Raw genomic sequence first — 20555 nt, forward strand, 5'->3', positions numbered from 1 at the left:
AATACTCTAATATTCCTTCTGGTAATATTAAACTTAACAAGGAAAACTCAGTGCTTTTATTCATCAATGGAATTTAAAACGCAAAGAAAGTTATTTTTCAATTTAGACCCAACTTTTGAGATTGATCACTTATTTAGATTGGTGATAGTCAAAAACTTCACCATTAATAGTTACTTAACTTTCTTTTTGCTAGAGATTAGGGAATGTAATATCTAAAGAATTTTCTTCTGATAAAGTTGATAGGTAGATAATTGTAACTCTTTAATACCTGCTTTCTCAAAGCCAAGGTTTTCATAGTATTTACACAGTTTGGGGTTTTTAGCATCAGCATCTAAACGTAGATAAGAGGTATTGGCGTAATGAGCTTTTTTCTCAATTTCATGTATAATTTTAGTTCCCATTCCTTTACCATTATATTTTTCCTGTACGACCAAAGAATGTATATAGCTAGCTTTTTCCTTTTGTTTCCCCCAATAGCGTAAATCTTCTTGAAGAATTCTTACCACCCCTATAAGCAAGCCTTCTGTATCTTCAATAAAAAAGAATTCTTTGTTTTTGATGCCTTCTTTTACCCATTGTATTTTTTCTTTGGGCGGATTTTTCCAATACTGCCAATGGTCGATATTCATTTTATGAATTCTTTCAGCGGCTTCTTTAAATAGATTCAATACGGTAGGGAGGTCTTTTAATTTTATGGGGATAAAAATCATGGTAGAGAGTTGTCTTATAATTAATCAAGAAGTATTTCTTCGATAGTTCTCTTTTGACGAATATAGCTTTCAGGCATTTCTTTAAAAGGCTCTACTGTATAGCTTGAAATGTTATCTGCGCTAAAAAACCAGTAATTTCCATCTAGTTTTCCTGAGGAAGTTTGTATATGTTCTTTAGGTTGCTCATTAATGGATAATAGATTTTTGTTGGTATTATACCAAATTCCTAAAACTCTCAAATCTTGAAGTTTAGAATATTTCAATACCAGATGGGTCTGAAATTTATGATCTGTTTGATGAATAGTAAATGACTTAAGTTGAAAATTATTAAGTTCTTTAGCCAAAGGAGGTTTCTTGGGATTGATTTGTTGTAGGTCTTGCCAAAAGGCTAAAAGTTCTTTTTTATCCTGCTCGTTAGTAATCAAGCCAAAAAGATCATTTTGAATAATCTCAATTTCTTGAACTTTTGGTCGAATTACTACTTGCGTACGATCTGCAATTAATTTTGAATCGGGAAGGTTAAAAAAAGTACTAATTATATAGACAATAACCGTTATTTCTTCCATGACTTAGCTTTTTTATCATTTAAATAAACTTAGTTTCTAAGCTAGCATAAAATATTTATATAAAAAAACCGAAGCGAGAAACTTCGGTTTTTTAAACTAGTTTTTCTTAAAAGAAATAGCCTACTGAGACTTGAAACACATCATTTTTATAAGTGTTTTTGACTTCTTTCAACTCATTTACATCAGATATGCCTAAATTATAGCGAACCCCAAAATTCAATCCATTGTCCAATTTATAACCTACGCCAAAATTCACCCCAAAATCAAAAGAATTAAAAGAATCTTCCACATCATCACCTTCGTTATCTGCGCTGAGTAGGTAACCAATCTGCGGTCCAGCTTCTATACTCAAACCCTCCGTTAGATAATATTTTCCCATTAGTGGTAAGTTTAGGTAATTTAAAGCAATGACGTTATCACCAAAACTGTAGCCCTGTCTAGAATACATTAGCTCTGGTTGAAAAGAAAATTTTTCTGAGATAGAAATTTCAGAAACGACTCCTACGTTGAATGAAGTGACAGTTTCAAAGTCACTAGTTTGATCTCCACTTAAAGTCGCAAAATTGATTCCTGCTTTTGCTCCAAATTGAACTTCTTGTGCTAATCCTGTGCTTAACCCGAAAATCATGATTAATCCTACAAATACTAATTTTTTCATACGTTTTAAATTTATGGTTTATAGAAAGACGTAATTAAAATGTTAGTGTGGCATTTTTATTTTTTTATAAATTTTATGAGTTATTGGTAACTTAACTTATCGTTAAAAAGTAATTAATACGGGTAAAGTGTAATTTGATTACTTTTATAGGGAACTTAAAAATTTAGGATTATGAAACTTTTATTTATGTTACCTTTTTTGGTATTGTTTAACTTTAACCAACCTAATCAAAATTCTACAGATGATTTTACGGTTTTTATGGAGGTCACTACGTATCAGCCCGACGGTTATGCAGCAAAAGATTTAGCGACAGGAGAATGGATTTATACCAATAGAGGGCAAAACTTTTTTGAAAATTTACCTGCAGGTACTTATAAGTTTACTGCTTACGAGGGGCATTTTTGTGGAGCTTCAAGTGAAATTTTAACTTTATCTGAAGCTAATGCCATAGATGGAACATTTACAGTAACACTTCAAGGCTGGTGTGAATAATCTTTTATTTAGAAAACAAAAAGCCCATATTCATATGGGCTTTTTTATTATAATTTATAACCTAAGCTTAACCGAAGCAAGCAGTTTTTTAATTCTTGTATAGCTCCATTTCTTGTTTTAAAATCATAAATAGTAGTAAGTCCCTGATAAATTCTTAACTCAATAAATATTTGATTAAATTGATAACCTCCGCCTATATTTAATCCAAAGTCAATATCAGATTTTAAATTTCCATCATCAGCAGATTCTTTTTTGGTATCAAGTAAAAATCCAATTTGAGGTCCTACAGTTAGATAGAGTTTGTTCCCGTATTTTAAATTTACAGGTACATTAAAATGAGCAGCATAGATAAAAGTTTTTTCATTTTATATTAGATTAGTAATTTGTGGTTACTTATTAAGTTTATAGTTAGGTATTTTGGGTGAATTTATAACAATTTATCACATTAAATAAATTTTGGTCTTCATCTATATAACGGCTAAAACGTTAAAGTTATAGTAAATGTATGCTTATCACCTCGTTAAAATTAATGATGCTAGCGTAATAGGTTCTATTTTTGAATCGCTTTATTTTTAAATGGATGAGGCCAAACAACCTGAATTTTACTATTGTGAGAAATACCGCCACGCCCTATCAACATATTATGCAAACTATAGGAAATACGCCTATGGTTCAGCTTAAACAATTTTTGCCCTTAGAAAATTTAGAACTTTACGCTAAACTAGAAAGTTTTAACCCTGGCGGAAGTATTAAAGACAGAACAGCTTTTTACATTTTACAAAAGGCTATTGAAGAAGGAAAGATAAAGAGAGGGGGGACAGTTATAGAGTCGAGTTCAGGGAATATGGCAGTAGGTTTAGCACAAGTTTGTCTTTATTTTGACCTTCAGCTTATTGTGGTGGTAGATCCAAAATTAAACCGTCTTACCGCTCAACTTTTAAAAACTTATGGGGCAACTATTGTAAAAGTAGACAAGCCTTGTCGTAAAGGAGGCTTATTAGGAGCACGTTTAAAAAAAGTGAAAGAGCTCTTAGAAATCACGCCCAATAGCTTTTGGAGTAATCAATACGGTAACCTAGATAACCCACGTACACACGAGCATACTACCCGAGAAATTTTTGCCGCAGTGGGAACTTCTATAGATTATTTATTTGTGGCTACCAGTACTTGCGGTACGCTTATGGGATGCACTAATTATATAAAATCTCAGGGGCATTCTACTAAAATTATTGCCGTAGATGCTTTAGGGAGTGTGCTTTTTGAAGGTGAAGCAGGAGACCGTAAAGTACCTGGGCATGGCGCTGGGGTACCTTCTCAGTTTTTAGAGGAAGAACTTATTGATGAGGTTATAAAAGTAACCGATTTAGAATGTGTGCAAGGATGTTGGGACTTACTTAAAAAAGAAAATATACTCGTTGGAGGTTCTTCAGGAGGAATACTTTCTGCTGTAAAAAAATACCAACCTCAATTACCTAAAGGCGCTCGATGTGTAGTGCTTTTAAGTGATGGGGGTGAACGTTATTTAGATACAATTTATAATCCTTCTTGGTTGCTCAAGCATATTCCTCATGTAAAAGAAAACGTGCAGCCTATTGGGGGTTGGAAGTTAGCTTCTGCTTCTGTTTTCAATACAGCTATTGTCGGTGTAGGGCCTAAAGGTTTGTATAGTTTTGAGCGCTTACTTAGTCTTATTGTTACAGAAAAGATTAGCGAACCAACTCATATCCATTTATTTAATAAAAACGAATTTTTTGGAGCTGGAGATATTTATCGAACCGATCAGCCTGAATTCTTAAAAATGAATTTCACGAATGAAAAAATAAATGCAGGCCCTTCTCAACCCCATCAAAATGTGTTTGGTTTACCAAGCTACATAGAATGGTTAAGTGAAGCGTTAGAGTTAGAAGAATCTGCATTGTATGGAAAGTTTTCTTCTCGCGCTATGGTTGGGCGATACCTCAGAGCTTGTTTTCTAATTTTACAACGTGCTGCTCCTGCTAACGTGCACCTTCATATTCGTGAGCAAGAAGTAACGCATATTCAAAAAAATAAAGAAGATCAAGGTTTCCAAATTTATACTGAAGAAGCTTCAGAGAAAGAGTTACTCACTACTTTTCAAAATGTATTAATGACTACAGGTCATGATGGTGTAAGAAATAAAGAAACTTCATCAGAAAAAGGAAAATCAAATCATATTAATTTTATATATCCAGTAACAGAGAAACTTTCTGTTATTCCAGCGCATTCAAAAATTGCCATAAAAGGAATGGGCTTAACGTTTATCGATGCTGTTTTAGCCTTAACAGAAGGCAGAGGCGGAGTTTTTAGAGGAAGTGAAATGGACTTAGAATATGTAGCTAGCGGCAGAGAACCACAACGCTTATTTCCTTATTCTCGTTCGGGAGCGCTTATGATACCTAGAGTCGGTGAAATGCCTGAAGTTCCTGAGTTAAGGTATTTTTTAATAGAAAATTTTTCCTCTCCTAAAAAAATAGATTTTGTAGGAGAATTACTTCCCCTTATCATGAAAGAATTTACATACCGCTATTATGATATTGCTTTTCAAAACTATGGAGAAACACTTCAATACGATTCAGATTTTGATAAACTGCAATCACAAATAGATACTTTTCATCAGCGTTATGCAGACGCTAAGTTTTTTGATTTTGAAATGTTATGTACTCCTTTTAAAAACCAAAACAATTATACTACTGCGGCGCTAGAACATTACTTAGATTATATTCTTTCAGAAGTAAGTTTAGGTAAAAATAGTCCGCTACTAGCAGCCATAAGTGCTTGGCACGCTATAAGTCCTATGTTTAATGAGCTCTATAGTTTTGGCGGATTAACTCCTGAGAGTCAGCAACTATTTGATGCGAATTATGCTTCGCTGTTTAATCGCTTAAGTTATGGACCGCCTTTAGTCAATATGTATAAAATTAAAGCACTGATTCGTAGTGGTATTTTAGACTTTAGTTTTGGGAAATCTCCAGAGGTTGAATTTTTAACTGATGCGTTAAAGTTAAAAACTTCAAACGATTCTTCTTCCAAGCAAGAAGCAGAAAAAGTAACCCATCATATTGATGCTCGAATCCCAAAAATAAATCTTCAACAACAATGCTCGCTGGTATATAAACACCTTTATCGAGAAGGCCATATGCAACCGTTTCAAAATAAAGATAAGCAAGCTTCTTATTTACCTGGTGCTATAGCGTTGAGTAAAAAGGGAGAAGTTATTTCTTCTGAGCAGAAAAAATTACCATTAATCATTTATGGCACCGCCACAGAAGGAGTAACTTTTGATAATGACACCTTATCTAGAAATCGCAATGATTTTGGTTCTATTTGGGCACGAGAGACCCTAAAGTTAATAAAAAACCATAACCTAAAAAAGACTCACTCACAAGTTTATGAAGAAAGCTATGTATAGTAAAGGAAATCAAAAACAGGGACTTACCCCAATCACCTCTCCATGGATGCATCAACTCATGGAGCAGCCACAAATCATTCAAGAGTTATTTAAAACTTATGGATCTCCTCTCAATATATTACATCCAAAGAGTTTATGTCTTAATAGAGAAAAGTTCCAAGATGTTTTTAAAGAATTAGAAGTAGATGGGCAGATATTTTATGCTCGTAAAGCAAATAAAGCCAAAGCATTCGTTGCGCAAGCTCTTGCAGATCATATAGGAGTAGATACCGCGAGTACACGAGAGCTTTCAGAAACATTAACACTTGGAGCTTCTAAAGATCAGGTGGTGCTTACCGCAGCAATTAAAACTGAAGATCAGCTTCAAATCGCCTTAGAAAATGAAGTGGTGGTGATGATTGATAATGATGATGAATCAAAGTTAATTAATCGTCTGGCCAAAGAAATGGGCGTAAATGCTCGAGTAGCTTTTCGATTAAGCGGCTTCACTTTTGAGGATGAAAAACTATATAGTCGTTTTGGATTTGATGTAGATAGCTTTGAAGATTACATCACCCAATTGGTAGGTCAAGATAAAGCCTATACTCATTTACAGGTAGAAGGTTTTCATTTTCATTTAGATGGGTATTCTATTCCTCAGCGTAGTGATGCACTTTTACAATGCATTAAGCTCATCCGAAAATTGAAAAACAAGGGATTCGAGTTTCGTTTTATCGATATGGGCGGCGGTATTTTAATTAATTATTTAGCAAGTCAATCAGAGTGGAAAAACTTTGATCATTTGTTAAAAGAAAGCTTACGTCAAGAAACGGCACCAGTTACATTTAATTATCAGGGCTTAGGTTATTGGTTAGAAGATGGGCAGGTAAAAGGTAAACGTGCGACGTACCCTTATTATAATCAAGTGCATGGAGAGCAATTTTTAAAAGAGGTATTAAGCTTTAAAACCACTCAAGGCAAATCATTAGCTGAGCTGCTAAACAAAGAAAAGTTACAGATTAGAATAGAACCTGGGCGCTCATTGGTTAATCAAGCGGGAATCACCATGGCTAAAGTGATACACAGAAAGCAAGATGCAAAAGGGCAGTGGTTAGTGGGGTTAGAAATGAATATGAGTCAAATGATGAGTTCTAGTGCAGATTTTATGTTAGATCCGTACGTGATGTATCAAAACCTTGAAGAAGAAGAAGCTGAAAATGCAGCTGTAGAGGTATATTTTACGGGTGCGTATTGTTTAGAGCGAGATATTTTACTTAAACGAAAAATCACGTTGCCGCAACTACCTGCTATCGGAGATATAGTGGTTTTTGTAAATACAGCAGGATACATGATGCACTTTTTTGAAACCGAAGCGCACCTTTTTGAACTGGCTCCCAATTTAGTATTCACACCAAAATCTCATCAAATTAGCACACGAGATTTTGTAAAAGATGCAGACATATAATATTAAAAATTCTAGATGATATGGATAATTTATGGATAGGAAATGCAGAAACATTTAGACGTATTTTAATTACGGCTCCGCTCTTTTACCTAATCTAAACTATTAGGAAAGCGAACCACTTCGCAGATGAATAGTTTTGATTGGATTGTAACCGTAGCGATGGGGTCTATTGTAGCCTCTACAGTACTTATGAAAAGTGTGCCTATTTTGGCGGGTGCATTAGCTATATTCATGCTCATGTCGATGCAATTTGTCTTGACAAAACTTATCGTACATTCAACTTGGGTTAGAAATTTAGCGCGTACAACGCCCAGACTTTTAGTTTTTCAGGGAGAGTTTTTAACAGAAAACATGCACAAAGAACGTATTACCCAGCCCGAGATTTATGCAGCAATATGAGAAAAGGGAATACCTAATGTAAATGAAGTATATGCTGTAGTTTTAGAAACTGACGGAAAGTTTAGTGTGATTTCGATGAGTGAAAATAATACCACTTTTTCTTTAGCTCATGTAGAAGGTGTTCCCTACGGCCTAAAAAAAAACTTAGAGCAAGCTAAAAAATCCAGCTCAAAGTGAATCTTAATGTCTCATAGATTATTTATAATGTAACTCCTCTAAAATTCGTGCTTTATTTTTAATAATACTAGAATCTGCTTTTTTAAGTAAACGCTTCTTATCGGTAAAATAATACTTGTATTTAGCGCGGGTTATAGAAATAGCGTAGTTGTCAAAATCTTCACCAGTAATATCTACTCCAGTTTTAAAAGGCACAGGAGATTTTAGCACAGAAATATGGTAATCATACGTCATATCTAAATGTTGAACGCCGCCAATCGCTAATCGATAGCGATCTATTTCTAATAGCGCTGGTAAAATGTTTACATCATCTTCTTCAAACTCCATTTCAACCTCTAGGCTTTTAACTGGATTTTTTTCTTGGTTTTTAAACATAAACGTTTGGGCTAGTTCTCTAAACGTAGGTCCGTCAAGTACCATAATATCTTTGGCTTTCATTGCCGCAATACCGCGTAAACTAGAAGCTTCAAACGCTAATTGCTCATTAAGATTAACTTTTCCTTTAATTCTAAAATCAGCTTTACCTTCAAAAGCTTTGGTTGCGGGCAGTAAAGAATCTAAAGCAGGAATAACTTCATTTAATTTTCCCATTTCCACTTCGGTCATATAAAACTCAAAATCTAGTGCTGGTTTTTGTCTGTCTTTAGCGGTATAGGTTAAGCTGGCATCTAAATTCGCTGCAAGCGTATTAAAGTGCAAACGATCTAACTTAAGATTACCGTTTTTAACCATCACCTTTCCATAAATATTATTCAGTTGCATTTTTCCAAATTCTAATTGCTTCACCTTGGTGTTCAATTGAAAGGCTAAATTTTCTGGAATTTTAAACGCGTGCTTTTCTTGTGATAAGCTATCACTTTCTACTTTTGTGAGTTTATTAGTGTCTGAGGTAACCGCCATTTGTTGGTTAACACCAGCAAATACTTGCATGAGTTGGTTGGCGTTAATTTTAGTAGCGCTCACCGATAGATTTGCGGTGACTAATTCTCCATTTTTAAAGCCAATAGCATGGTCAAGATTTCCGGTGAGTTCTATATCAGAATCTCCAAAATTTAAAGCCGTTTTGTCTAAAGTTAGCTTGTCGTTTTTAAAGGCTATTTTAGAGCTTGGCATTTCTAAACGATGTATTAATTTAGGATCGTAAGCGATTAAATTTTTAAAACTGACCGACCCTTTTGGGAGCCATTTTTTAGGTGCTTTTTTGGTAAGCTCAAGCTCATAGTTTCCTTTAGCAATGGCCACATAAGATTTGTTTAGCCCAACCGCAACGCTATCAATGCTAAACTGAGAGTTAATAGAAGTTGGTAGATCTTTTTCTTTGGGGTGTAATTCGGCATCAATTTGTGCATTTTGAACAAAACCCCAAATAGAATCTTGTGCTTTAAACCTTAATTTTTTAAGCGCAATTTCAGCGTTTAAATGAGCTTTTCGTTTGCCCGTTTGTTTCACCCAAACTTTTCCCGCTAATTTTTCTGCGGAAGCTTTAAATTGATCTTTAAATTCGATATTAGAATCCTTAAGATCAATCGTTGACGCTAAGGTGTTGTACTTCTCTTTATCTTTAAAAAAATAGAGCTCTAAACGCTTTGAATTTAACGATAGACTGTCTTTAAAAGAGGCGATAGCCAAATCGTTTAACTGAACTTTACCTTCAATTGCTAAATCTTCAAATTCGCTATTTTGAAGTTGAGAAACGAAGAAGTTGGTTTTAATTTTTGTAGTAATAGCGCCAGACGCTGTAATATTTTTATCAAAAGGAAAGGCTTGGTAAAGTTGGGTAAGGTTTAAATTTCCGTTTAGCTGTAGATGAACTAACGGATCTAACAATACTTGCTGAATATCTCCTGAACTTTGTAAATTAATTCCAGTGCCAACCACCGTTAAATCTTTGATCGTTGCATATGAATTTTTGGGTGCTTGTCTGTCTATTTCTGAAGTAATATGCGTGGTTAAGTGGCTAATTTTTCCTGGAAAATCTTTATAGGCTAAAGAAGCATTTTCTAGCTGTAAATTTGCCGTTAGTTTAGGGTATTGGTTTTTATCATAAAAGCCTTCGGTGTGAAGTTGAAGTTTTAAATCTCCTTGCGTGGTGACTTCTTCTTTAGCCAAAAAGGTATGCGGAATTAAATCGATAATATTCTTGAGCGATTTAGTTTGCAGCTCACTGTCAATAGCAATAAAAGTACGTTTTTGCTGCGGAAAAAATTGAATTTTCCCTTTATTTTGAAAATGAATATCATTCACTATAAAATCACTTTTTTGAAGACTTAACAGCGTGTCTGAAAATGAAAAATACAATTCGGCATCCATTCCGGTTTTTTCAATCTTAAATTGTTTTTCCGGAACTCGATAAATGGCAATTTCTTGATTAAGATTTTTCACGTTAAGCCCTAAGCCTTTGTTGTCTTTCGCCAGGTCTAAAATTAAATTAAAGTCATTAACGGCATAATTTAGCAGCGAAACACCATCTTTATAACGTGCTTGAGCGTGATTAATTTCTAATTTCTGAATGCTAAAGTCCTTAATGTCTAACCCATCATCTGTAGAGTCTTGAGCTTCTTCTTCACGCTGAGGTTTTATAATGTTCCAATTTGAATCGCCTAACGAATCTAATTGAAAATAAAGTTGAGGTTGGTCGAGCTTTATATGCTTAACATCAACCTCATTATTTTTTAAAAATTTATAGAGGTTAAACGAAAGTTTAGCTTCTTTAAATTGTACCAGTGTGTCTTGGTCAGCATAGTTGGGATTAGGTAATAAAGCTCCTTTCTGAAATTTTAAACCAAAATTTGGAAAGCTTGAGAAAAAGGTAAGTTCAATACGTTCACAGGCTACTTTACCCACTAAAAATTTGTTAGCGATACTTAAAGCTTTTGGAGTGATTTTTTCTGGCGTAACTATAAAATTTATCACAATGCCAATCGCTAAGCTGCACAGTAAAACTAGAGCGAGTAGTATTTGTAAGCATTTTCTAATCCATTTCTTCACCTTCATTCTTCAATAGTATACGAGAATTTTTCTACCTGTGATAAGCTAAAATAGCCTAAAGCATAATTATCTTCATTGGTTTCATTAATTAGGTTACCTCTAATATTCGCTGGAGGTGTACTAAAAGGATTAGCGCTGGTGCTTTCTAAAACCAAACTCATATAATTATGAAACTGTTTAGAAATCCCTCTAAATCTAGTATGAATGGTAGATCCTATTTCTAAATCTTCATCAGAAAAGCTAAAATCTACTTCATTTCCATTAAAAAAATTATCACTACTAATTCCATATTGAGGATAAATTAGAATATCGGTTTGAAAATCTTCGAGGTAATAATTTTCTTCGGCTATGGGGTCATTAAAATAAAACGTAATTTCATAATTATCTTCTGAAAAACCGCCATCATCGGCTTGCTCAACTCTAGTAATTTCGGGAGTGCTCACTAGATTTTCTGTAGCGGTATAAATTTCATCATCAACGATTACTTGCAATTCATAGTTGGCATGAAGCTCAGGTACAAAATTATTACATTGATAAGTGCCGGGAGTTTCGGTTTCTATAAAACTGAAAATAGTTCCGTTAGCATTGGTAATTTCAACTTGCGCGCCGCTTACTTTTTGAGTTTCGTCTTCATAATAGTTGGTAAGTCTACTCAGGTAAATTTGTTGTACATTTCCGGGGGTGTTGGTTTCCCATAAAATTTCAGCATCAACCACTAAACGATTGTCACTCGATGATAAATCTACCTCTACCACATCTTCACACGAAAAAAGCAGTAAGCTAAACGTGCAGAGTAGGGTGTATGTCCAGAATTTTTTATTAAATTGATATAGCGTTGTCATACTTGTTTAGAATTTGAAATTATAAGAAACACTTGGTAAGGCTCCAAAAATTGAAAGACGTCTAGCTTCATTTGCGCCGGTATCTTCATTGGTCGTAAATCTAACCGAAGCCGCATTTTTTCGGTTATAAACATTGTAAATACTGAAAACCCAATAACTCTGCCAGCCTTTGTTTTTGTTAGGTTTTGGCGTGTAAGTTGCCGCTAAATCTAAATGATGGTAGGTGGGGAGGCGGTTTTCATTTCTTTGTGAATAGTTAGGGACGGGAATGCCGCCAATTTCATAATAACCATTTGGGTAGGTCACTGGTTGCCCCGATTGTAAAGAAAAATTAGCACTAAACGACCATTTGTCGGTATGCTCATAATTGGCGACCACACTTAAATTATGTAATTTGTCATAAGGAGAAAGGTACCATTCGCCCTTGGCTATACCAGGGTCTTCCGCCGTATTTCCTTGAGTTTTTTGTTCTGCTCTAGATAAGGTGTACGAAAGCCAACCGGTTAATTTACCTGAATTTTTTCTAAATAGAAACTCAAGTCCGTAAGCTCTGGCTTTTCCGTTAAGTAAAACTTGTTCTATGTTATCGTTAGCAATCAGATCTGCTCCATCTACATAATCAATGCGGTTTTTAATGTCTTTATAAAAAGCTTCAGTTTCTAGGGAGTATTTTTTACGGCTAAAATTTTTAAAGAATCCCAACGCATATTGATCTAATAGTTGTGGTTTAATAAAAGAACCACTAGGTGTCCAGATATTCACAGGTGTAGGAGATTGACTGTTAGAAATAATATGCATATACTGCGCCATTCTGTTATAACTGGCTTTAAACGATGTTTCTTCATTTAAAGCATAAGATAAAGCTGCTCGAGGTTCAATAGTATTAAAATCTTTAATTACCTCTCCACTATCATAATCAATACTTCCAGTAGGAGTGGCATCTTCGTAAATATTAAAATTGGGGTTGTAAACAGCCGGATGGTTGTTGGCGTACGTATTTATAGATTGCGGGCCATAACGGTAAAAGGTGCTGTATCGTAAACCATAGCGTAGGTTAATCTTTTCAGTTAGTTGATGATTTACATCTATATAAGCAGAAGGTTCTAAGGCATATTCCTTGGCGATTTGTTTAAAATTAATAGCAGAAGTTGCGTCTTTAGGAGCTAAGGTACCCGGGTTTACTTCATAATATATTGCTTCAGCTCCATAATCTAACTGTATCGCTTCAGAGAGGTAATGTTTCCACTCGTAGGTTAGCCCGAAACTTTTAATGTTACTTTTCCATTCAAAATTTTTAATGTTCAAATCTAAATTAAATTGATAATCGCTATAAAATAGAGATAAATGAGTGAGAATGTCTTCACTAAAACGGTGTTCCCATTTCAGATTACCCATAGTATTTCCGTAGGTGGTAGAAAAGCTATCTCCTAGCTGTAAAAGATCTCTTCCATAATAGCCTGAAAAACTAAGCGCATTTTTTTTGTCTAGACGATAGTTTAATCGGGTATTTAAATCGTAAAATTTAATTGAATTATCATTATCAGCGAGTTTTAAAAAAAGATGGGCGTAAGAGGTTCTACCGCCTATCATAAACGATCCTTTTTCTTTTTTTATGGGGCCTTCTAGCATGAGTTTACTAGAGATTAACCCAATGCCTCCAGTCCCTTTTATGTTTTCGTCGCTGCCCGTGTGTTGGTGTACATCAAGTACCGAAGAAACACGGCCTCCAAATTTCGAAGGTATTCCTCCTTTGTATAATTCTAGATTGCTAACCACATCGGCATTAAAAACAGAGAAAAAACCAAACATATGAGAATCACTATAAATAGGCGTACCATCTAATAAAATTAAATTTTGATCGGCCGCTCCTCCTCGTACGTTAAATCCAGAAGAGCCCTCTCCTGCATTGGTGACTCCCGGTAAAGTAAGCAGCGATTTTAGCGGGTCAGGTTCTCCCATAGCAACCGGTATTTGTTTAATTTCTTGCATATCTAGCCTATTCATACTCATCTGAGGTTTCTTTATATCTACCGCTTTAGAATTTTGAGTGATGATAACTTCGTCTAAATTTTCTCCGCCTTCTTCCAATTTAGAACTGATATTAATATTTTTATTTAAGTTAACGGTTTTCTCTTGGGGAGCAAAACCTATATAACTAATACTAAGGCTATAAATTCCTTCGGGTAATTGTAAAGAAAATTGTCCGTTTTCATCCGTCGAAGTTCCTGTAGCGGCTTCCTTAACATAAATATTTGCCCCTAGTAAAGGAGTACCTGAAGGATCTGTGATGCTTCCCGATAAGCGGTAAGTTTTTTGATTTTCCTGCGCGGCAATTGGTTCTACCGTAATGGTATGACCAATTTTATCGTAATTATAGGTTTGGTCTTGCTTAAGTTGAGTTAACAAATCCGTAAAATTAATAGCGTTAGAGTGTTGAAGATTACTTGCTAAAGGTGCATTAACATTAACCGTATTGCTATAGGCAAAACTATAAGGCGTCTGCGTCTCTATTAAATTGATTAAGTCTTTTAAAGTAGTGGGGGCAGGTTCAAGTTGAATACTTTGGGCTTGTAGTAATGAACCTGTTATTAAAAATAAAATAAAAAGTAATTTATTCATAAGAAGTAGGTGTCTATAGCGTTAGTTTTTAGGGGTAAAATAAATAATTTGATTATGTATATTATATCGATAATGATACAGTTTAGAGATCACTTCTAAAATGTAACTCAGTTGCTCTCTCCGCTCAATTTTTAAGGTGATTTTCTGATCATCTATAGGGGCTTCAACTTTAATTTGATACCCATAATTTTCTTGAATATAACTTACAAAATCAGATAAAGGCGCTTCGTGAAATTCTTTATATAAGCTAAAATCATGAACAGCTACCTGATTTTGAGTTGCTACAAAAGTCTCTCCAGGAGCAATCCACCAATTTTGAGCACGACCTTCAACTTGTAATTGTACACTACCCTCGTATAGGCTAACTTCAGTGTGGTTAGGCGCAGGGTTTTTTATCCGAAAGACTGTTCCTAAAACGGTAGTGGTGGTTTGTTGACTTTCTACCGTAAAAGGATGTACCTTATCTTTTTGCACTTCAAAAACTGCTTCTCCCGTTAGCTTTACGTTTCTATGAGTATTAAAGTTCTGAGAAAAACTAAGCTGAGCATTGGTGGCGAGTTCTACCTTTGAGCTGTCTGGTAAATAAACAATTTTAAGCTGTTGAGTAGGATTGTGAATAATGGTTTGGCTTAATGTAGAACTTCCTGAAAATAAATTAGTTTTCTGATATAAAACCCCTGCTGTCACTGCGACTATAATCAAAATTGAAGCAGCAGTCCCATAATAAAATTGATATGATTTTTGTTTTGGAAATTTTTCAGTACTAAATTTCTTCCAAGAGGCTTCTTTTTGAATGGCAGCGTTGGGAGCTGTAGCCGATTGCTCCCATACTTTTTCTAATTTACGTTTTACTTGTTGCTCGTCCATCCGTATTCAATTCCTTAGTATAGACATCGCTTAAATGTCTTCGTTGCAATTATTTTTGCTACAAAATTGCTGGTTACCTGTAAGACAATCGAAATATAAAAAGTTCCTAAGCTTTTTTTACTTTTTTTAAAATAAACTGGTTAGCTAAGTAAATATGATTAGCTATGGTTTTGGGAGAGAGGTGAGTATACTCCATAATTTCTTGGTAAGAATAATTATGAATTTTGTGAAGAACAAATATTTTTTGCCGTTGTTCAGGCAATTGCTTAATGAGCTCTTGTAACTGTTTTTGTTGATTTACCTCATCATCTTCCATAAATTCTTCTGCTTTGCTGGAAGGTGAAAAATGCGGATCTAATCGAATCACTTTTTGTTCGCGTTGAAGATGATTTAAAATTAAGTTTTTGCAAATCACAAATAACTGCTTATCGAGCGCTACATCTTCTTTTAATAGTTCTCGCTTTTCGTAAACTCTTAAAAAGGTTTCATGAACAAAATCATCAGGGGTGAGTAGTTGAAAATTAAAATGTTTAGCCACCTCAATCAAATGATCATAATAAAGAAAGTAAGCTTTTTTAAAGCTTTTTTCTTTACCTCTTTTTAAATCAGTTAACAATTTTTTTTCTTCGGAAAAACTCCTCATAAATTTGGGGCTTTTGTATATGAACTCAATTTTAAGAGTTATCGTATGTAAAGCTGCAAATTTACGTAGTAAAGTTAAAATAAAATCCAATTTCTTAAAATTAACAGCATCGGTTCAATTCTTTATACCTTTGAGTTTTACACCTGCAAACACCTATTTATGCGTCTTAAGAATGCCTATCAAAATAACCTTAAAAATGTTTCATTAGACCTTCCTGAAAATCAACTCATCGTGGTGACGGGACTTTCTGGTTCTGGGAAGTCGTCGTTGGCTATGGGAGTGATCGCAAATGAAGGCTATCGGTATTTTTTAGAAAGCTTACCAGCTTACCACCAACAAAATAGTATGGCTATTCCCACGGCAGAAGTAGATGCTATTGAAGACTTGCCGCCAGTGGTAAAGGTAGAGCAATCCAAACGCTTTCAGTCTATCAAAGCTACGTTTGGAACCTTGTCAGAACTTGCGCCCATGTTTCGAGTATTATTTGCGAGGTATTCTGCAGAAGAGAAAATGAGTAAATCTTTATTTTCTTTCAATCATCCTAAAGGGGCTTGCGAACAATGTAGAGGAATAGGTGAAGAAGAATACATCGATTTAGAAAAATTGATTGGTGATGAAAACAAAACCCTTCGAGAAGGTGCCATTGTCACTACCTTGCCCAATGGTTATATAGTGTATTCACAAGTGACCGTAGAAGAGTTAAATAAAGTATGTAAAGCGCACAGATTTAATGTAGATACACCCTGGAAAGAGCTTAGCCAAGAGCAAAAAGACGTCATATTATATGGTAGTGATCGCTTACAGGTGTTTTATGGTAAGCATAGTATAGAGTCGCGTTTACGTTGGCAGGGTTTTAAAGCAAAACCTCGTGAAGAAGGCTACTACAAAGGAGTAATGCCTATTATGGAAAATATCTTGCGCCTCGATCGTAATAAAAGTATACTAAGGTTTGTAAGTGCGCGAACCTGCCCCAAATGTCACGGAGCTCGTATTAAAGCAGCTCATTTAAAATTTACTTGGCAGGGATTCAATTTTCAGGAATGGATGGAGCTTCCCTTAGCTCAATTATACGATCAATTGCAAAGCTTATCTCTTTCGGAAGGAGAACAACTTTTAGTAGAAAAACTTTCTACACAGTTATTCGATTTAATCCGATTGGGGATGGAGCATTATACGTTGAGTACACCCAGCCATGAAATTTCATCGGGAGACGCGCAACGCATCAAGCTCATCAAGCAAGTTAATAGTCATTTACAAGGAATTTTATATGTGTTTGATGAACCTTCCATCGGTTTATCTGCAGCTTATCAAAAACATTTGTTACATATTTTACGTCGTTTAATTCTTCGGGGTAATACGGTCATGGTCGTTGAGCACGATTTAGCATTTATGAAATCAGCAGACTGGCTAGTAGAATTAGGGCCCGGTGCTGGTGTAGAAGGGGGAGAGATTTTATTTAATGGGAAGTTCAAAGATTTTATAACCGAAGAAAAATTAAGCACGCCAACACGCAAGGCTTTTGATGAAGAAAAAGAAGTTTCAGCTAAAGAAGTAGTGACCGAAAGCTTGATTAATTTTCAACCCAAGCTACAAGGCTTAAGCGTGGTGAGTAGAAAAACAAAAGAACTTACCCAGAAAGTTACTGATTTTTGTACGAAAAACGAATTTCAGCTTTATCAAGTAGATGATCAGCCTATAGGAAAAACACCACGAAGCAACCCTTCTACCTATACAGGATTGGCCGATAAGATTAGAGATTTATTAGCGAAAACTCCTCAGGCAAAAGAAGCCAAGCTCACCAAAAGTGATTTTTCATTTAATAATAAAAGCGGAAGATGTCCGCATTGTGAAGGGGCAGGCGTCATCACGCTATCGATGAGTGTGATGGGCAGCGTAAATCAAACCTGTCCGCATTGTCAAGGTAAACGTTTTCAGCCTAAAGTCTTAAAAGTAACTTGGCACAAAAAAAATATTTCAGATATTTATGAATTGAGCGTTACCGAAGCGCATGCATTTTTTGCGCAAGAACAAAAACTAGTAAAGATTCTTTCATTAATGCAGCAATTAGGCTTGGGGTATTTAAAACTAGGGCAAGCCTCTAATACCTTATCTGGAGGAGAGGCGCAACGTATTAAGTTAACCAAACATTTTATCAAATCGGCTAAAAAGACATTGCTATGGTTAGAAGAGCCTAGTATTGGGTTGCACCAACAAAATGTAAAACAATTATTAACAGCCTTACAGCAACTAAAAGCCCAAACCGCCGGAATTATTTGTATAGAAAATCATGAATTATTTCAACAAGAAGCCGATACTTGGGTTAATAATACCAAAAAAGTAAGTCTTCAATCTCCTCAGCTTCCTACAGCAGCACGTCAAGAGGTAATTGCCGTTACCGGGGCGAGTACACACGCATTAAAAGAGTTAAATTTAGAATTTCCAAAGCAGCAGTTATCGGTAGTCACAGGAATTTCAGGTTCAGGAAAATCTTCTTTGGTCATCGATACGTTACACGGTTATGGATTACAAGAAATGACCAAGCAATTTTCAAGTTATCAACAATCTCGGGTAGGCGTTAATTTTCAATTAGAGGTAGCACATATAGAAGGGCTAACCCCTAGTATTTGTATTAGCCGAAAAGAAAAGAATTTTACCGAACGCTCAGACATCGCTAAGCAAACCGATATCGATAAAACGCTGCGTTTCGCTTTTTCTCGAAAAGCTCAGTATGAGGGTAAAGATTGGACGGCGAGTCATTTTTCTAACCAACATGAATTAGGAAAATGCATAGTGTGTGATGGCTTGGGAGAAGAGCAATTGCCAGATCCCCCAAAGCTAGTCTTAGCTCCACAAAAAAGCATAGCAGAAGGTGTATTTACGCATAACAAAGCGCTGGCCTATTATGGCAGCCCAACCGGGCAATACATGGCAATCTTAAAAGAAGTAGGGAAGGTTCATGGTTTCGATTTACAAACTCCTTTTAAACAATTCACGAAAGAGCAGGTAGACATTATTTTTAATGGAGTCCCTGATCAAAAATGGCAAACCGTTTGGGAATTTAAAACCAAAACCCGCACGGGAACCCAAGAATTGAATAGAACTTGGGACGGGCTTTTTTCATACTTAAAAGAAGAATATGTAAAAACCAGAAAAAATAAACACATCAAAGCTTTGCAAGCTTTACTCTCTTCACAACGCTGTAGCCACTGTCAAGGGAGTGGCTTACAACCCGAACGCTTAACCATTCATCTTGGAGGGAAATCAATACATGATTTAAAAACGATGAATTTTAAGGATTTTACCGTTTTTTTAAATGAAACTTCAGCGTTTCCAAAAGTAGAAAAAGAACTTGTGGCTCGAATGCAAGCCCATTTAAAAAATACCTTAGCACGGGCCGAGCAATTACATATCGATTACTTACAATTAAACCGAAAATCAAAAACTTTGAGTGGCGGTGAGCAACAGCGTGTAGCGCTCATCAAACAATTAAATAGTCCGCTTCAAGGGGTGACTTATTTGTTAGATGAACCTTCGGCAGGATTGTCACAAGATAATATTCCAGATTTAATTCAACTTTTAAAAGAATTAGTGGCTAAAGGGAATACGGTAATTGTCATCGAGCATCATAAAGATATCATCTTAGCAGCAAAACAGCTTTATGAAATAGGTCCTAAAGCAGGAGAATTGGGGGGAGAACTTATGTTTCAAGGAAGTCCGCAAGATTATTTAAAAACCAGTACTTGTCATCCATTTTTAAAAGCGCCTTCCCAAGCAGTAGTTTTAAAACCTAGTGAGGAAAATATTCACATCAAACAGCTGCATCGCCACCGTTTAAAAAAAGAAAGTTTGCAAATCCCGATAGGAGGTATTACCGCCATTACCGGGAAATCTGGTGTGGGTAAAACCACCTTGGTGAAAGAAATTTTAATGCCAAGCATTACGCAAGGTGTTCCTGTAAATTGTGAAGCTATTAAATTTCCTGCTAGCTATACAGGAGTAGATTATTTTGAGCCTCAAAAGTTAAGCGCTCAGCATAAAACGTTGGTGGTAGATTATTTAAATCTATTGCCAGTGATCACTCAACTGTTTGCCAAAGAAACCCATGCATCTGCTAGCTATTTTTCCTATAAAAACAAAAGCAGTCAATGCGCAAATTGTAAAGGTACTGGGGTGGTAGAAACGAGTTTAGATGTAGTCGCTAATTCGGTGGAGGTGTGCGAAGTCTGTGAAGGGACTCGTTACCAAAAAGAGGTCTTAAATTATCAATTGAACCATAAAAATATTGCAGAAGTGCTGGCTTTTAGTTTAGAAGAATTGTGGGGCTGGTTACCCCCAATAAAGTCCAAAGCTTCTGTTGCTAACCTTATTCCACAATTGTTGAAAATAGGTTTAGGTCACATTCGACTAGATCAAGGCGTCACTACATTATCTTCTGGAGAGAAGCAACGCTTGTTGTTATTGAATTGGCTTCAGCAAAAGCAAGAGAATCAACTCTATATTTTAGATGAACCTAGTACCGGTTTGCATTACGCAGATATTGATTTGTTATTTGAAATACTTCAGCAGTTAAGTAAAACTAACGATGTGTTGGTGATCGATCATAATCCTTATTTGTTGCTTAAAATTGGCGTAGGAATAGCGCTCCAATACTAAGCATAAGCACTTCAAATTTATTTAACTTATTTCCATAAAAAAAGCTATCTCCTAGAAGATAGCTTTT

The 20555-nt window shown here is 35.4% G+C and carries 14 protein-coding genes; 5 read left to right on the forward strand and 9 right to left on the reverse strand.

The genetic code is table 11. The features are described 5' to 3' along the window. Positions 1–212: 212 nt before the first annotated feature. The 3 genes from KW502_RS14310 to KW502_RS14320 all read right to left on the reverse strand — a co-directional run bounded on the left by KW502_RS14310 (position 213) and on the right by KW502_RS14320 (position 1934). Entirely contained in the window at positions 213–710 is a 498-nt protein-coding gene (locus KW502_RS14310) for a GNAT family N-acetyltransferase (protein ID WP_219041240.1), read from the reverse strand. Between the two features lie 20 nt (positions 711–730). Continuing rightward, positions 731–1276 (reverse strand): hypothetical protein, encoded by a 546-nt coding sequence (locus KW502_RS14315; RefSeq protein WP_219041241.1) that lies wholly within the window; start codon positions 1274–1276, stop codon positions 731–733. Between the two features lie 106 nt (positions 1277–1382). Next, positions 1383–1934, reverse strand: a complete 552-nt coding sequence (locus KW502_RS14320) for a porin family protein (RefSeq protein ID WP_219041242.1) — start codon at positions 1932–1934, stop codon at positions 1383–1385. A 171-nt stretch (positions 1935–2105) separates the two neighbouring features. On the opposite strand from KW502_RS14320, the gene KW502_RS14325 reads away from it, so the two are divergent. Next, a complete protein-coding gene (locus tag KW502_RS14325) occupies positions 2106–2426 on the forward strand; it encodes a hypothetical protein (RefSeq protein ID WP_219041243.1) in 321 nt (106 codons plus the stop codon). Positions 2427–2473: 47 nt separating this feature from the next. Here KW502_RS14325 and KW502_RS15665 read toward each other — a convergent pair whose 3' ends face one another. Beyond that, the gene (locus tag KW502_RS15665; protein ID WP_219041257.1) at positions 2474–2776 is read right to left on the reverse strand and encodes an outer membrane beta-barrel protein; all 303 of its coding nucleotides are present in this window, start codon (positions 2774–2776) and stop codon (positions 2474–2476) included. A gap of 230 nt (positions 2777–3006) precedes the next feature. On the opposite strand from KW502_RS15665, the gene sbnA reads away from it, so the two are divergent. From sbnA to KW502_RS14345, 3 genes are all read left to right on the forward strand, one after another. Next, complete coding sequence (sbnA, locus tag KW502_RS14335) at positions 3007–5856, forward strand: 2,3-diaminopropionate biosynthesis protein SbnA (protein WP_219041244.1); 2850 nt, start codon at positions 3007–3009, stop codon at positions 5854–5856. Next, the gene (locus KW502_RS14340; protein ID WP_219041245.1) at positions 5837–7300 is read left to right on the forward strand and encodes a type III PLP-dependent enzyme domain-containing protein; all 1464 of its coding nucleotides are present in this window, start codon (positions 5837–5839) and stop codon (positions 7298–7300) included. The genes sbnA and KW502_RS14340 overlap by 20 nt, the downstream gene beginning before the upstream one ends. A 126-nt stretch (positions 7301–7426) precedes the next feature. Next, positions 7427–7699, forward strand: coding sequence for a DUF421 domain-containing protein (locus KW502_RS14345; protein WP_219041246.1), 273 nt, complete (start codon positions 7427–7429; stop codon positions 7697–7699). Between the two features lie 195 nt (positions 7700–7894). Here KW502_RS14345 and KW502_RS14350 read toward each other — a convergent pair whose 3' ends face one another. The 5 genes from KW502_RS14350 to KW502_RS14370 form a co-directional block, all read right to left on the reverse strand. Beyond that, entirely contained in the window at positions 7895–10870 is a 2976-nt protein-coding gene (locus tag KW502_RS14350; RefSeq protein WP_219041247.1) for an AsmA family protein, read from the reverse strand. Beyond that, the gene (locus tag KW502_RS14355; RefSeq protein WP_219041248.1) at positions 10867–11706 is read right to left on the reverse strand and encodes a DUF4249 domain-containing protein; all 840 of its coding nucleotides are present in this window, start codon (positions 11704–11706) and stop codon (positions 10867–10869) included. Before KW502_RS14355 ends, KW502_RS14350 begins: the two co-directional genes overlap by 4 nt. A gap of 6 nt (positions 11707–11712) precedes the next feature. Then, positions 11713–14325, reverse strand: coding sequence for a TonB-dependent receptor (locus KW502_RS14360; RefSeq protein WP_219041249.1), 2613 nt, complete (start codon positions 14323–14325; stop codon positions 11713–11715). Positions 14326–14346: 21 nt separating this feature from the next. Beyond that, on the reverse strand, positions 14347–15192 hold the full coding sequence (locus tag KW502_RS14365) for a FecR family protein (RefSeq protein WP_219041250.1): 846 nt from the start codon (positions 15190–15192) through the stop codon (positions 14347–14349). 106 nt (positions 15193–15298) lie between these two features. Further along, positions 15299–15835, reverse strand: a complete 537-nt coding sequence (locus tag KW502_RS14370) for an RNA polymerase sigma factor (protein ID WP_219041251.1) — start codon at positions 15833–15835, stop codon at positions 15299–15301. A gap of 159 nt (positions 15836–15994) precedes the next feature. On the opposite strand from KW502_RS14370, the gene KW502_RS14375 reads away from it, so the two are divergent. Beyond that, the gene (locus KW502_RS14375; RefSeq protein WP_219041252.1) at positions 15995–20488 is read left to right on the forward strand and encodes an ATP-binding cassette domain-containing protein; all 4494 of its coding nucleotides are present in this window, start codon (positions 15995–15997) and stop codon (positions 20486–20488) included. The last annotated feature ends 67 nt before the right edge of the window (positions 20489–20555 follow it).

The organism is Mesonia aestuariivivens, assembly GCF_019311235.1.
Taxonomy (GTDB): domain Bacteria; phylum Bacteroidota; class Bacteroidia; order Flavobacteriales; family Flavobacteriaceae; genus Mesonia; species Mesonia aestuariivivens.